The organism is Niallia oryzisoli (assembly GCF_036670025.1).
GTDB classification, from domain to species: Bacteria; Bacillota; Bacilli; order Bacillales; family Cytobacillaceae; genus Bacillus_BD; species Bacillus_BD oryzisoli.
The window spans coordinates 992501-1006576 of record NZ_CP137640.1; the positions used below are offsets into that span (position 1 = coordinate 992501).

The window sequence follows — 14076 nt, forward strand, 5'->3', positions numbered from 1 at the left end:
TAGGCGATGGACAACAGGTTGATATTCCTGTACCACCAAAATCCGTTTGAACGATGGGGGGACGCAGGAGGATAGGGTAAGCGCGCTGCTGGATTAGCGCGTCCAAGCAGTTAGGCTGCCAGCGAGGAAAATCCCGTTGGCGTGAAGGCTGAGCTGTGATGGCGAGGGAAATATAGTACCGAAGTTCCTGATTCCACACTGCCAAGAAAAGCCTCTAGTGAGGATTAGGTGCCCGTACCGCAAACCGACACAGGTAGGCGAGGAGAGAATCCTAAGGTGAGCGAGAGAACTCTCGTTAAGGAACTCGGCAAAATGACCCCGTAACTTCGGGAGAAGGGGTGCTTTTTAGGGTGAATAGCCCTGAAAAGCCGCAGTGAATAGGCCCAGGCGACTGTTTAGCAAAAACACAGGTCTCTGCGAAGCCGCAAGGCGAAGTATAGGGGCTGACGCCTGCCCGGTGCTGGAAGGTTAAGAGGAGAGGTTAGCGCAAGCGAAGCTTTGAATTGAAGCCCCAGTAAACGGCGGCCGTAACTATAACGGTCCTAAGGTAGCGAAATTCCTTGTCGGGTAAGTTCCGACCCGCACGAAAGGCGTAACGATCTGGGCACTGTCTCAACGAGAGACTCGGTGAAATTATAGTACCTGTGAAGATGCAGGTTACCCGCGACAGGACGGAAAGACCCCGTGGAGCTTTACTGTAGCCTGATATTGAATTTTGGTACAGCTTGTACAGGATAGGTAGGAGCCTGAGAAGCCGGAGCGCCAGCTTCGGTGGAGGCGTCGGTGGGATACTACCCTGGCTGTATTGACATTCTAACCCGCACCCCTGATCGGGGTGGGAGACAGTGTCAGGTGGGCAGTTTGACTGGGGCGGTCGCCTCCTAAAGAGTAACGGAGGCGCCCAAAGGTTCCCTCAGAATGGTTGGAAATCATTCGTAGAGTGTAAAGGCACAAGGGAGCTTGACTGCGAGACCTACAAGTCGAGCAGGGACGAAAGTCGGGCTTAGTGATCCGGTGGTTCCGCATGGAAGGGCCATCGCTCAACGGATAAAAGCTACCCCGGGGATAACAGGCTTATCTCCCCCAAGAGTCCACATCGACGGGGAGGTTTGGCACCTCGATGTCGGCTCATCGCATCCTGGGGCTGTAGTCGGTCCCAAGGGTTGGGCTGTTCGCCCATTAAAGCGGTACGCGAGCTGGGTTCAGAACGTCGTGAGACAGTTCGGTCCCTATCCGTCGTGGGCGTAGGAAATTTGAGAGGAGCTGTCCTTAGTACGAGAGGACCGGGATGGACGCACCGCTGGTGTACCAGTTGTTCTGCCAAGAGCATCGCTGGGTAGCTATGTGCGGAAGGGATAAGTGCTGAAAGCATCTAAGCATGAAGCCCCCTCGAGATGAGATTTCCCATAGCGTCAAGCTGGTAAGACCCCTGAAAGATGATCAGGTTGATAGGTTTGGGGTGGAAGCGTGGTGACACGTGGAGCTGACAAATACTAATCGGTCGAGGACTTAACCAATCGAAATGCGGAGGCGCCTTGCCCAGGAGCGACAAGCTTAAGACGGGGCGGCGAGAAGGTTGTTCTTTAACCTTCTTGACGGCACGGCTTAAGACTCGAGCTCCTAGGCGCCGAAGCTGGACAGAACATTGATACTCAGCCTTTTCTTCAGCATTATCTAGTTTTGAGGGAATAATTTTTATGAAATCCCTTGAAAATTTTTATAAAGACATTATAATAATATATGTCTTAGAGTTTGGTGGCAATCGCGAGAAGGTCACACCCGTTCCCATCCCGAACACGGAAGTTAAGCTTCTCAGCGCCGATGGTAGTTGGGGCAAGCGCCCCTGTGAGAGTAGGACGCCGCCAAGCGTAATGTTATTCCGCAGTAGCTCAGTGGTAGAGCGATCGCATGCCTCGAAGAGGCGCGATCTGCAATAAAAGCCAAAGGCTTTTAGCGCACAAGACCACTAGCAATAGTGAGGGAATAATACTTACTATTCCGCAGTAGCTCAGTGGTAGAGCTATCGGCTGTTAACCGATCGGTCGTAGGTTCGAATCCTACCTGCGGAGCCATAAGGAGAGCTGTCCGAGTGGCCGAAGGAGCACGATTGGAAATCGTGTAGGCGGGCAAAACCTGTCTCAAGGGTTCAAATCCCTTGCTCTCCGCCATTATTATGTTGGCCCCTTGGTCAAGCGGTTAAGACACCGCCCTTTCACGGCGGTAACACGGGTTCGAATCCCGTAGGGGTCACTAAAGTTTTTCACGACCGTGAAATAACTTTCCTTTTTTGTGGAGGATTAGCTCAGCTGGGAGAGCATCTGCCTTACAAGCAGAGGGTCGGCGGTTCGAGCCCGTCATCCTCCACCATATATTTTCTATTATCGCGGGGTGGAGCAACGAAGCGTTACTTCATCGAATAAACTGCGAGTTGTACCGATCGAGCTGCTGCTTGAATAAGCTTCCTGAGATCGGGACAGTCTTTGCTCACACTGAGCATGGCGAAAATTTTATACTTTCTATTATCGCGGGGTGGAGCAGTCCGGTAGCTCGTCGGGCTCATAACCCGAAGGTCGCAGGTTCAAATCCTGTCCCCGCAATTGGTCCGGTAGTTCAGCTGGTTAGAATGCCTGCCTGTCACGCAGGAGGTCGCGGGTTCGAGTCCCGTCCGGACCGCCATTTGTTTTTTAATATATTTTATAGTGGCTCAGTAGCTCAGTCGGTAGAGCAATGGACTGAAAATCCATGTGTCGGCGGTTCGATTCCGTCCTGAGCCACCATTCATATGGAGGGGTAGCGAAGTGGCTAAACGCGGCGGACTGTAAATCCGCTCCCTTGGGTTCGGCGGTTCGAATCCGTCCCCCTCCACCAAAGTTTTTTCACGTTAGTGAAAATAACTATCCATTTAGGGGTATAGTTTAAAGGTAGAACGAAGGTCTCCAAAACCTTTGGTGTGGGTTCGATTCCTACTACCCCTGTTAATCACAATGGCGGCTGTGGCGAAGTGGTTAACGCATCGGATTGTGGTTCCGACATTCGTGGGTTCGATTCCCATCAGCCGCCCCATTAGTTACTATTATTGGGCTATAGCCAAGCGGTAAGGCAACGGACTTTGACTCCGTCATTCGTTGGTTCGAATCCAGCTAGCCCAGCCATTCGCGGAAGTAGTTCAGTGGTAGAACACCACCTTGCCAAGGTGGGGGTCGCGGGTTCGAATCCCGTCTTCCGCTCCATATACTTTCGGCGGCATAGCCAAGTGGTAAGGCAGAGGTCTGCAAAACCTTTACCACCGGTTCGAATCCGGTTGCCGCCTCCATTTTTATTTATTAGTGTTAAGCCGGTGTGGCGGAATTGGCAGACGCGCACGACTCAAAATCGTGTTCCTTCTGGAGTGTCGGTTCGACCCCGACCACCGGTATCTTAATAATGAACGAGTTTATTCAAAAAACACTCATAGATGTTGATATATCAACATCTATGAGTGTTTTTTTGTTTTGTCGTAAAAACTAAAAAAAGTGGTATTTGAATTCATTTTATCACTTATACTATAGTCCCTTGTTCAAACAGCCCAAGAGATCCGTTCTTGCGTTTCTCAATATGAGAAGTTTTATCATTTGTAATGTTACTTAGTATTATGTTATTGTTAATTATGTAACCTATTAAATGTGAGACGTGTATATATAGGAGGTCATCCTATGGAGTATGTTGAGCCCATAAGAGACGTTGAAAGTATTAATGCAATAAAAGATATATTAAAAAAACATTCAAAAAGAGATTTATCGCTTTTTGTTCTTGGCATTAATACAGGAATAAGAATAAGTGATTTACTTTCCCTAAAGGTAGAGGATATATGGGATGAAAAGGGGATTAAGGAGTTTTTATATCTAAAGGAAATGAACAGCGACGAAACAAAAGCTTACTATTTAAATAAAAACGTTCAACATGCACTTGAAGATTACTTAAATAGTTATGATTTTCTTGAAAGTGATTATTTGTTTAAGTCAAAAAAAAATAATCTGCCGATTACACGTCAGCAAGCATACCGTATTATTAATAAGGCCGCAAAAGAGGTTGGAATTCCAGGTAAAATTGGTACGCATACACTTAGAAAAACATTTGGCTATCATGCTTATCGAAAAGGAATTGCCATTTCAATTATCATGGGGATTTATCATCATCATACACCTTCTGAAACATTACGATATATCGGAGTAGATAAAAACGAAAAGCTGCATATTAAGATAGATGTTAACTTATAAATGATTTAGGACGGACTACAAAAAGACCCCCACAATAGGTGGAGGCCGTCTTATAAGAAATCTTCATCAACATTAAAGTTTGTATCCATTTCAACATTAGTTAAGTCTTTTACAATGTTCTCATGTACCTGAACTTGTAATGTTTTTTTATCTGACATTAGCTTGAAAATGCCGTTATTAAAGTCAGTTCCGAATTCTTTAAAGAAAATTCCTTCATATTCTACATCCTTTGTATAATTAAAAATTAAGCGGTAATGCTCGTTCTCCTTAACAAGATAAGCACGTACACCTTTTTCATAATTTCTATCAGGGTTCTTTAAATAACGAGCAACGGAAATGATGTGAAGGTCAACAAATGGAATTTCACGTAGTAAAGAGTTAATAATAGATCCTTTTGCTATTTGTTCCCATCTACTTTGAGCAGTTTGGCCGAGAATGATTTGGGTAATATTTTTTTCCCGGGCAACCTCTGCTATCACTTTTGATATAGGCCTTTGTTCATTATCCTTAATAATAAATGCATCAGCACTATGTTGGGCGGCCAATTGTTTCCACCTTGCAATATAGTTTGATTTTTCAGCATCCAGCTCATCAAATGGTTTAGGGTCTACAGTGAGGATGTATAGAGGACAATTAAGCATATTGGCAATTTTACAGCCCCGTTGAATGAGACGTTCACCATTTGGACCATAATATACACAGACAAGGATACTTTCGTCCATGCGTTCTTTCTTTTTAATCATTTTTTTGTTCACCTCAGAATCGGATGACATTAACCCGATTTTATTCCTTTTGTATAAACTATGTATGACTATAACCCATGCCACAACTTCAGTCAATCATTTAAGTATTTCTATAAATTATCAATTAACAATCCACAGGGAGGGATATGATGTCATTTTGGTTACACGTCATGATTTTAATACCATTTTTATTTGCCATAGCCGTACCATTCATCTATAAGAGATTGTCACCGCGTATTCATACAGGATGGTTTGTCCTATTTATTCCGTTGGTGATATTTGTCTATTTATTATCATTTATTCCCAAAGTTTCAGAAGGAAATACTTTTACAGCAGCTGTTCCATGGATTCCGTCTGTCAATATTAACTTCACGACATATCTGGATGGGCTAAGCTTGATATTCGGGCTATTAATCTCGGGAATTGGTGCACTCGTTATTCTCTATTCCATTTACTATATGTCCAAGCATCGTGAGGCATTAAATAATTTCTACGTGTATTTATTGTTATTTATGGGAGCTATGCTAGGCCTGGTATTTTCCGATAACATTATTGTTTTATACGTTTTTTGGGAAACAACCAGTGTATCGTCTTTCTTATTAATTGCCTACTGGTATGAACGTGAAACATCACGTTATGGTGCACAAAAATCAATGCTAATTACGATTTTTGGAGGGCTGGCAATGCTGGCTGGTTTCATTATGCTTTCTAGCATTACGGATACGTATAGTATTAGAGAAATGATTAGCAAAGCAGCGGATATTCCTTCGCATTCGTTGTTTATACCAGCAATGATTTTAATCTTAATCGGGGCGTTTACAAAGTCAGCACAATTTCCATTTAGTATCTGGTTACCGGATGCCATGGAGGCACCTACACCGATAAGTGCTTATTTGCATTCAGCAACAATGGTTAAAGCAGGTATTTATTTAGTTGGCCGTCTGACTCCTATTTTCGGAGGGTCTCCAGAATGGTTCTGGCTTGTATCAGGTGTAGGAATCATCACTTTATTATATGGCTCGGTGAATGCCGTTCGGCAAACAGATCTAAAAGCATTATTGGCCTATTCAACCATTAGCCAATTAGGATTAATTATGAGTCTCTTAGGTTTAGGTTCTGCTTCTTTATATTTTGGGGATGGTAATGATTCCTCTGTATATGCTGTGGCCATATTCGCGGCTATTTTCCACTTAGTTAATCATTCTACATTTAAAGGCTCCCTATTTATGGTTGTTGGCATTATTGACCACGAGACAGGTACAAGGGATATTCGCAGGCTGGGCGGCTTAATGCATCTTATGCCCGTTTCCTTTACTCTAACCGTGATTGGAAGTTTTGCGATGGCGGGACTTCCACCATTTAATGGATTTTTAAGTAAGGAGATGTTTTTTACAGCTGTTCTACATGCATCAAATATGTCTGTGTTTAACGTGGATGTCATTGGTCTAGCTATCCCAATCATTGCATGGATTGCTAGTGTGTTTACTTTTGTTTACAGCATGATTCTTGTTTTTAAAACCTTTAGGGGGAAGAATAAGCTTGAGAAAATGGGAAGGGACGTACATGAAGCTCCAATTGGGATGTTAATTTCTCCACTTGTTCTTGGATCTCTTGTTATTATCTTTTTCTTTTTTCCGAATGTCCTTTCAGACTATTTATTAAAGCCCGCTTGGCATGCAGTGCTGCCGACAATCGCTGAAACAGGTGAATTGAATATAAAAATAAGTGCTTGGCATGGTTTCAATACTGAGCTGTTTATGACGTTGGGAGTCATCGGATTGGGTACATTGCTGTATATTTATTTGAAAAAATGGTATCCGATCTATCATATATTCCCTGACAGTATCTCGTTAAATAATATCTACAATCTCGGTTTAGAGAAAATGGAAAGTGTATCGAAGTATATAACCGTGAGATATATGACAGGTTTTATCCGCGACTATTTAGTATATATCTTTTTGTTTATCATCCTTGTTGTTGGGGGGGCCATGTGGTTGTTCAATGGTTACTCCTTTGATCCATCAAAGGATGCACCCGTTAATATTTTTGAAGCAATATTAATGACTTCGATGGTGATTACCGCTTTAGCCGTTCTGTTTTCAAAAAAGAGGCTGACTGCCATAGTTGCTGTTGGGGCCTTAGGCTTCCTCGTATCCTTTTTCTTTGTACTATTTAGAGCACCTGATTTGGCATTAACCCAATTAGTAGTTGAGACGGTGACAACAGTTTTATTTTTACTTTGCTTCTATCACTTGCCTGAGTTGAAAAAGGAGATCAGCCGAATACCGTTTAAAGCGGTTAATGCAGTCATCTCGATTGGAGTTGGTGTAATTGTAACAATCGTAGCATTATCTGCGAATGGAAATCGTTTATTTGAATCAATCTCTTGGTATTACGAGAATTCTTATGAATTGGCAGGAGCAAAAAATATTGTAAACTCAATTCTCGTTGATTTCCGCGGGTTTGATACGATGCTCGAGATTCTTGTATTAAGTATTGCTGGTATTGGGGTATATACATTAATCAAGCTTAGACCGCAAAGGAGGGATGAAAATGAAGAAGCCAAATGATGTAATCATACGAAGTGTAACAAAGGTTGCTGTCGTGATTATATTTACGTTTGCTATTAATCTTTTTGTCTCAGGACATCATTATCCCGGCGGTGGATTTATTGGCGGTTTAGCCTTTGCATCAGCTTTAATCCTTCTGTTTTTAACGTTTGATATTGAAACGGTTCGAAAAAATATCCCGGTCGATTTTAAAGTGGTGGCTGCTGTAGGTGTTTTGATTGCTGTTCTAACAGGAGTCGGTGCAATGCTATTTGATTTCCCGTTTTTATCACAGACATATGGGTATTTTAATCTTCCTGTCTTTGGAAAGACAGAACTTGCAACTGCGGTAATTTTTGATGTCGGGGTAGCGTTGGCGGTCATTGGCACCTCGGTCACGATAATTATGAGTATAGGTGATGATCGATAATGGAAACGTTAATGTCTGTCCTTGTTGGTATATTATTTACAATTGGAATTTATTTGATTTTGACGAAAACCCTGCTAAGAATCATTTTGGGAACATCGATCCTTGGTCATGGCGTCAATTTACTGATTATCACGATGGGGGGGTTAAAAAAGGGAGGTCCGCCTCTTCTTGGCATAAAGAATTTAACCTATGCTGATTCTTTGCCTCAAGCCCTTTTATTAACAGCCATCGTAATAAATTTTGCCACAACAGCTCTTTTTTTAGTGCTGAGTTATCGTGCTTATAAAGTATTGGGCACGGATGATACCGAGCAAATGAGGGGTGTTGAGAATGAATAATTTGGTTATTCTACCCATAATTATCCCGATTCTAACCGGTATGATTATGGTGATTTTTCGGAAAAGGATTAAATTACACAGATTTTTAAGTGTTTTTTCGATCATTGCTATCGGCCTTTCAGCGCTTTTATTAATGATTCAAATTGAAACATCAGGAATACAAACACTTCATTTAGGCGGCTGGGAAGCGCCCTTTGGGGTAAGTATGGTCGCTGATATGCTTTCGGCACTGCTAATCCTGACAACGAGTATTGTTTCACTCTGTTGTTTGTTGTATGCCTTTCACTCGATTGGAAGAGAGAGAGAATTGAACTACTTTTACCCGCTATTTTTGTTTCTCATTACAGGGGTTAATGGCTCGTTTATTACTGGTGATATTTTTAATTTATTTGTTTGCTTCGAAGTCATGTTGGTTTCATCTTATGTGTTGATTTCATTAGGAGGTACGGGAATTCAACTTAGGGAATCAATTAAATATATATTGATTAATATAATCTCTTCCTTTCTATTTCTTGTTGCTGTAGCATTCCTATATGCAATGACAGGTACCTTGAATTTTGCTCACCTCTCGATTCGTGTAGCTGAAGTGGGACAAGCAGGGCTTATGACCACAGTTGCTATTCTCTTTTTAATTGTTTTTAGTTTAAAAGCTAGCCTTTTTCTATTCTTTTGGCTGCCAGGTTCCTACAGTGCTCCTCCAACTGCGATTTCCGCAATTTTTGCAGCATTGTTAACAAAGGTAGGGATTTATGCGATTATTAGAGTTTTCACCCTTGTTTTTTATCATGAGCCGCAAGTGACGCACTTATTTATAGGGATTTTGGCTGCGATAACGATGATATTAGGAGCCATAGGAGCCGTTGCTTTTTGGGATATTAAACGAATTTTGACTTATAACGTAATTGTAGGTGTCGGATTTATTTTAGCTGGTGCTGCATCGTATACAACGGAAGGAATGACGGGATCCCTATACTATTTGATTCACGATATGATTGTAAAGGCGCTGATTTTCCTTTTAGGAGGAACAATTATCCACCTTACTGGAACAAGCAAGCTTAGAGAAATAAGCGGTCTTATCCAATTACATCCTGGATTGGGATGGATGTTTTTTATAGCGGCATTATCCCTTTCAGGCATTCCACCGTTAAGCGGTTTTCTAGGGAAAATTTTCATAACACAGGGGACTTTTGAGGCAGGCTACTTTTGGTTGGGCGGAATTGGACTGATAACGAGCCTTATGGTTCTGTATTCAATCATGAAAATCTTTATGAAAGGATTTTGGGGTAATACTGAATTAACTAAGGAAGATGAGAAAGGGACTACTAAGGGGTTAATGCTGCCACTGGGAGCCCTTACCATGTTAACGATTGCGCTCGGATTAGGTGCTGAAGGAATTCATGATTACGTTACTATTGCAGTAGAAGGCTTAATGGATCCAAGCTTCTATATTAAAGCAGTCATGGATAGTAACCAGGGGCAATAGATTAAATGGTTAATATTTATATATATATGGAAAGGGGTGATAGCAATGCCCATGCAGGTATTAGTAAATTTACTGATTGGTGTAATTTGGATGTTTCTTCAGGATGATTGGAGTGTCCTCACCTTCTTTAGTGGTTATTTATTTGGTTTATTGGTGCTTTTTATCTTACGTAAATATCTTCCCACTAAATTCTACTTGGTCACATTGCTTGCGATCGTACAACTTTTCCTCGTATTTATTTATGAGTTGTTTACATCAAGTATTTTAGTGATTCGACAGATACTTCGGCCGAGAATCAATGTTACTCCAGGGATATTTACTTTGGAAACTGAATTAGAAGGGGACCTGGAGGTTACATTACTTGCATTACTGCTGACCTTAACCCCTGGGTCTGTAGTGGTTGAAGTTTCCCAAGACAGCAATAGATATTATATCCATGCAATGGATATCCCAGAATCGAGTGATGCGGTTCTTGCATCTACAAAAAAGTTTGAAAAGGCTATAAAGAAGGTGACACGTTAATGATACAAGGGATATTAATTTGCTCACTTGGTTTTCTTAGTTTTGCTGTTATGGCTACTATTTATCGGTTAGTCAAGGGGCCTACTGCTCCTGATAGGATTCAGGCACTGGATGCTTTAGGGATTAATCTCATTTCCGGTGTGGCTATTTTTTCTGTTTTGTTAAGAAATACTGGATTTTTTGAAGTGATTTTATTAATTGGTATTCTATCCTTTATCGGAACGATTGCTTTTGCGAGATATCTTGAAAGGGGTGTGGTCATTGAGCGTAATCACTCAGAGTGAATATATCGCCGTTTTGTTTATATTGATTGGGACAATCTTTAGCTTTTTAAGCGCAGTTGGATTAATTCGTCTCCCGGATATTTATACCCGCTCACATGCACTTTCAAAAGGATCCACAATGGGCGTACTTTTTACACTTGTTGGAACCTTCCTTTTTTTCGTGCTAGAAGGATTTTTTAGTATTCGTTTATTTCTAGGTATTTTCTTTGTATTTCTCACTGCACCTGTGGCTGCACATGTTATTGTCCGGGCTGCCTACCGTTCCAATGTTCCTCTTGCTAAGGTAAGCGTAAAGGATGACCTGAAGGAAGTAATTGGTTCGGAGGGACAGGCCTCCCGTCCCGATAGTGGGGCATTGGGTGCCAGTCAACATCCAGGAATTGATAATTCATAATTGAAATACAAGGACCGTCTCAAAGATTCTTCCTTATTTGTTTTGAATTTGAATATTAAAAGTGCCAGGCACTAGCCAGAAATTCTGGAAGGTGCCAGGCACTTTTTTCTAATTCATTGATTAATAAAGGAAGCATGAGAACCTTATGCTTCCATCATGATTGAAATGTAAATGGAATACCTATCATTTTAGCGGTTGGCTCATCGTAGGATACTAAATCGTTTTTTGTTAACTCTTTTAAAGAGTGTTTTCCCATTGCCCTTAAGGACATTTTCATTTCTTCTATACTTGCCGTTAGAAACTTCTCTGCTGATTTTACTCCATCTTCAATTTTAAATTGATCTTTGAATTTCCCGTTATACCAAACCGCTTGTGTGGGAGGTTCAAATGGAAGAGCTTTCAAGGATTGAGTATGTGAGAGAGTGAATAACATGGCTGAGCCTACATACACTGCATCAGCTCCGAGTGCAAGCACTTTTAAGAAATGTCCGGGCACTAAAAGTCCGCCTGACACGATTAAACTAATTTTATCTTTCATATTTCTTTTAGTTAAATGATTAACAGCTCTAACTAACCCGTGTAATGTTGGGATTCCAAAGTCATCGCATAAAATTGGCGGGGCCTCTTTCATGGCTGCTTGTCCACCGTCAATAGCAATAAAGTCTACGCCCATTTCAATTAAATGGTCGATATCCTCTTCAATCTTTCCTCCCATTCCAATTTTTGCTCCAATGGGAACACCACCTGACATACTTCGGAGTTCCTCCACAAGGTCTTTCAGATCCTGTAATGTTTGATTCTCAAAAAAGAGTTCACCAATTACGGCCTTTTCATTTTCCTCAAGCCCCATCACTTCGCGGGCTCGCCCTGTTAAATCCTCGGGTAAAATCGTTTTGCCCATGCCAACTAGTGCACCTTGCCCTAGCTTGATTTCAATCATGTCGGCACGCTTAATGATATCCTCTTCCTTTGCCCATGATGTTTTGCCAAACTGTAAAATATATTTTCCTGCTGCGTCTAATTCCTCAGGCAAAACTCCGCCTTCTCCAGAATTAATGGCAGTGCCAGCATTTTTTGCAGCTGTTGTTAAAGCAAGCCTTGCTTGTTCACTAATTCCGATTCCGTAGCCCATCCCGCTGATGATCAAGGGAATATCAATTTTCATCGGTTTTTTAGCTTTTGGGCCAATTGTGACCATCATGTCTACTTCCTCTTCACCATTTACCGGAAAGGGTGAAACCTGTGTAGGAATAAAGGTAATCGGATCCAAATGCGGCCATTTTTTTGAAGAGCCAGTAAGCGGACGGTGAAGGACGGTGCCTAATTCAGCACGCAAGCTATTTTCAAGTACATTTTGAATTCCCATATGTCTAAGACCTGGCAGCAGCTCCATAATATTTTCTTGATAGCTGTCTGTTAAAATAATTTTTCCGGTTTTCTTTACTATTTGTTTGATCGTCCAACGCCAGCCTATAAGAAGGAATAATACAAAAACAAATAAAATGGTTATCATCGCAAATAGTATATAAGTTAATATATTCGGCATATTATCTTCTCCACCATTAGTAAATTTGATTCATCATCTCAATTTGCAAGGAAGTATTCATTAAACAGCTGCCATTCAGCATTCTTTTTCTGTGCTTTCCCAAGCTTCAAATGTAAAAGGTATTCCAATCATTTTAGCGGTCAATTCGTCGTATGATACTAAATCTTTTTTTGACAACTCTTTTAATGAACGTTTTCCCATTGCCCTTAAGGCCATTTTCATCTCTTCGGTACTTGATATTAAAAATTTCTCAGCTGATTTTACACCGTCTTCGATTTTAAATTGATCTTTGTATTTCCCTTGATTCCAAACCGCTTGCGTAGGCGGTTCAAAAGGAAGAGCGTTAAGGGATTGAGTATGTGCAACAGTAAATAAAATGGCGGAGCCTAAATATACGGCATCAGCTCCGAGTGCAAGTATTTTTAGAAAATGCCCAGGAACAAGAAGCCCGCCTGACACTATTAAACTAATTTGCCCCTTCATTTTCCTTTTTTCTAAATGATGAACAGCCCTAACAACTGCGTGCAATGTTGGTATCCCCATATCATCAGATAAAATGGGTGGTGCACCAAGCGTGCTTGCTTGACCGCCATCAATAGCGATATAATCAACGCCTAGTTCAATTAAATGGTCAAGATCTTCTTCAATTTTTCCACCCGTCCCCATTTTCACGCCAATAGGAACACCGCCTGTCAGCCTGCGAAGTTCCTCAACAAGTTCCTTCATATCTTGTAATGTTTGATTTTCAAAGAAATTATCAAAAATGACGGCCTCTTCGTTTTCCTGAAGTCCCATCACTTCACGAGCCCGCCCTGTTAAATTTTCGGGTGAGATTCTGCCACCCGTTCCGAATAATGCTCCTTGTCCAAACTTAATTTCAATCATGTCAGCACGCTTAATTTTTTCTTCTTCTTTTGACCATTCCGTTTTAGAAAACTGTAAAATATATTTTCCCGCAGCATCTAATTCTTCTTGCAATATCCCCCCTTCGCCTGAATTAATAGCAGTACCCGCTTTTTTTGCTGCTTCTGCCAAAGATAATCTCACTTCTTCACTAAGTGCAATCCCATAAGCCATCCCGCTGATCATAAGCGGAATTTTAATTTCCATTGGTTTTTTTGCTTTTGGCCCGATTGTGACCGTCACATCTACTTCTTCATCTCCATTAATTGGAAAAGGAGTTGTCTGAGCAGGGATAAATGTAATGGGGTCTAAATGAGGCCATTTTTTTGAAGAACCAAGCGGGCGGTGAAGAACGTCGCCCGTTTCAGCACGTAAACTATTTTCAAGCATATTTTGAATGCCCATATGCCGAAGTCCCGGCATTAACTCCATAATATTTTCTTGATAACTGTCCGTTAAAATAATTTTTCCCATTTGCTTCACCATTCGTTTGATTATCCAACGCCAACCTATAAGCAGGGATAAAAAAAGGATAAATAATATGGAAATTATTGTAAAAACTAGATAGTAAAATATGTTCGACATATCCTTCTCCACTATTATGATTAAATTATTATTTGGAATACTT

Annotated in this window: 11 protein-coding genes, 14 tRNA genes and 2 rRNA genes (1 of these 27 running past the window's edge); 24 read left to right on the forward strand and 3 right to left on the reverse strand. The window is 41.3% G+C overall.

The genetic code is table 11. From position 1 onward, the window contains the following. The 17 genes from R4Z09_RS04965 to R4Z09_RS05045 all read left to right on the forward strand — a co-directional run. Window positions 1-1517: ribosomal RNA gene (locus R4Z09_RS04965) — 23S ribosomal RNA — on the forward strand; it begins 1415 nt to the left of the window's first position. Between the two features lie 234 nt (window positions 1518-1751). Further along, a 5S ribosomal RNA gene (gene rrf / locus R4Z09_RS04970) occupies window positions 1752-1868 on the forward strand. A gap of 129 nt (window positions 1869-1997) precedes the next feature. Next, window positions 1998-2072: transfer RNA gene (locus tag R4Z09_RS04975), tRNA-Asn, on the forward strand. A 3-nt stretch (window positions 2073-2075) separates the two neighbouring features. Further along, window positions 2076-2168 (forward strand) — tRNA-Ser (locus R4Z09_RS04980). A gap of 10 nt (window positions 2169-2178) precedes the next feature. Continuing rightward, window positions 2179-2250, forward strand: a tRNA-Glu gene (locus R4Z09_RS04985). 41 nt (window positions 2251-2291) lie between these two features. Further along, window positions 2292-2367: transfer RNA gene (locus R4Z09_RS04990), tRNA-Val, on the forward strand. 156 nt (window positions 2368-2523) lie between these two features. Continuing rightward, a tRNA-Met gene (locus R4Z09_RS04995) sits at window positions 2524-2597 on the forward strand. A gap of 2 nt (window positions 2598-2599) precedes the next feature. After that, window positions 2600-2676 (forward strand) — tRNA-Asp (locus tag R4Z09_RS05000). Window positions 2677-2701: 25 nt separating this feature from the next. After that, window positions 2702-2777, forward strand: a tRNA-Phe gene (locus R4Z09_RS05005). A 7-nt stretch (window positions 2778-2784) separates the two neighbouring features. Further along, a tRNA-Tyr gene (locus R4Z09_RS05010) sits at window positions 2785-2868 on the forward strand. A 36-nt stretch (window positions 2869-2904) separates the two neighbouring features. Further along, window positions 2905-2975: transfer RNA gene (locus R4Z09_RS05015), tRNA-Trp, on the forward strand. A gap of 12 nt (window positions 2976-2987) precedes the next feature. Continuing rightward, window positions 2988-3063: transfer RNA gene (locus tag R4Z09_RS05020), tRNA-His, on the forward strand. A gap of 14 nt (window positions 3064-3077) precedes the next feature. Continuing rightward, window positions 3078-3152: transfer RNA gene (locus R4Z09_RS05025), tRNA-Gln, on the forward strand. A 3-nt stretch (window positions 3153-3155) separates the two neighbouring features. Beyond that, a tRNA-Gly gene (locus tag R4Z09_RS05030) sits at window positions 3156-3230 on the forward strand. A gap of 9 nt (window positions 3231-3239) precedes the next feature. Beyond that, window positions 3240-3313: transfer RNA gene (locus tag R4Z09_RS05035), tRNA-Cys, on the forward strand. A 20-nt stretch (window positions 3314-3333) separates the two neighbouring features. After that, a tRNA-Leu gene (locus R4Z09_RS05040) sits at window positions 3334-3415 on the forward strand. A gap of 277 nt (window positions 3416-3692) precedes the next feature. Next, window positions 3693-4256 carry a tyrosine-type recombinase/integrase gene (locus tag R4Z09_RS05045; protein WP_338451254.1) on the forward strand — a complete coding sequence of 188 codons (564 nt, stop codon included), beginning with the start codon at window positions 3693-3695 and terminating at the stop codon, window positions 4254-4256. A gap of 50 nt (window positions 4257-4306) precedes the next feature. Here the strand turns inward: R4Z09_RS05045 and R4Z09_RS05050 are convergent, their stop codons facing one another. Further along, window positions 4307-4999: a universal stress protein gene (locus R4Z09_RS05050; RefSeq protein ID WP_338451255.1), complete on the reverse strand. Its 693-nt coding sequence runs from the start codon at window positions 4997-4999 to the stop codon at window positions 4307-4309. A gap of 149 nt (window positions 5000-5148) precedes the next feature. Between R4Z09_RS05050 and R4Z09_RS05055 the strand changes: the two genes are divergently transcribed. The 7 genes from R4Z09_RS05055 to mnhG are packed head-to-tail and all read left to right on the forward strand — an operon-like array spanning window position 5149 to window position 10999. Continuing rightward, complete coding sequence (locus tag R4Z09_RS05055) at window positions 5149-7569, forward strand: Na+/H+ antiporter subunit A (RefSeq protein WP_338451256.1); 2421 nt, start codon at window positions 5149-5151, stop codon at window positions 7567-7569. Further along, window positions 7553-7978 (forward strand): Na(+)/H(+) antiporter subunit B, encoded by a 426-nt coding sequence (locus tag R4Z09_RS05060; protein ID WP_338451257.1) that lies wholly within the window; start codon window positions 7553-7555, stop codon window positions 7976-7978. The genes R4Z09_RS05055 and R4Z09_RS05060 overlap by 17 nt, the downstream gene beginning before the upstream one ends. Further along, complete coding sequence (locus R4Z09_RS05065) at window positions 7978-8316, forward strand: Na(+)/H(+) antiporter subunit C (protein ID WP_338451258.1); 339 nt, start codon at window positions 7978-7980, stop codon at window positions 8314-8316. Before R4Z09_RS05060 ends, R4Z09_RS05065 begins: the two co-directional genes overlap by 1 nt. After that, complete coding sequence (locus tag R4Z09_RS05070) at window positions 8309-9799, forward strand: Na+/H+ antiporter subunit D (RefSeq protein ID WP_338451259.1); 1491 nt, start codon at window positions 8309-8311, stop codon at window positions 9797-9799. Before R4Z09_RS05065 ends, R4Z09_RS05070 begins: the two co-directional genes overlap by 8 nt. 45 nt (window positions 9800-9844) lie before the next feature. Further along, window positions 9845-10321: a Na+/H+ antiporter subunit E gene (locus R4Z09_RS05075; protein WP_338451260.1), complete on the forward strand. Its 477-nt coding sequence runs from the start codon at window positions 9845-9847 to the stop codon at window positions 10319-10321. Further along, window positions 10321-10605 (forward strand): Na(+)/H(+) antiporter subunit F1, encoded by a 285-nt coding sequence (locus R4Z09_RS05080; RefSeq protein WP_338451261.1) that lies wholly within the window; start codon window positions 10321-10323, stop codon window positions 10603-10605. Before R4Z09_RS05075 ends, R4Z09_RS05080 begins: the two co-directional genes overlap by 1 nt. Continuing rightward, window positions 10583-10999 (forward strand): monovalent cation/H(+) antiporter subunit G, encoded by a 417-nt coding sequence (mnhG, locus tag R4Z09_RS05085; RefSeq protein WP_338451262.1) that lies wholly within the window; start codon window positions 10583-10585, stop codon window positions 10997-10999. Before R4Z09_RS05080 ends, mnhG begins: the two co-directional genes overlap by 23 nt. A gap of 154 nt (window positions 11000-11153) precedes the next feature. Here mnhG and R4Z09_RS05090 read toward each other — a convergent pair whose 3' ends face one another. Further along, entirely contained in the window at window positions 11154-12545 is a 1392-nt protein-coding gene (locus R4Z09_RS05090; protein ID WP_338451263.1) for an FMN-binding glutamate synthase family protein, read from the reverse strand. A gap of 75 nt (window positions 12546-12620) precedes the next feature. Continuing rightward, a complete protein-coding gene (locus tag R4Z09_RS05095) occupies window positions 12621-14033 on the reverse strand; it encodes an FMN-binding glutamate synthase family protein (RefSeq protein ID WP_338451264.1) in 1413 nt (470 codons plus the stop codon). Window positions 14034-14076 lie beyond the last annotated feature (43 nt).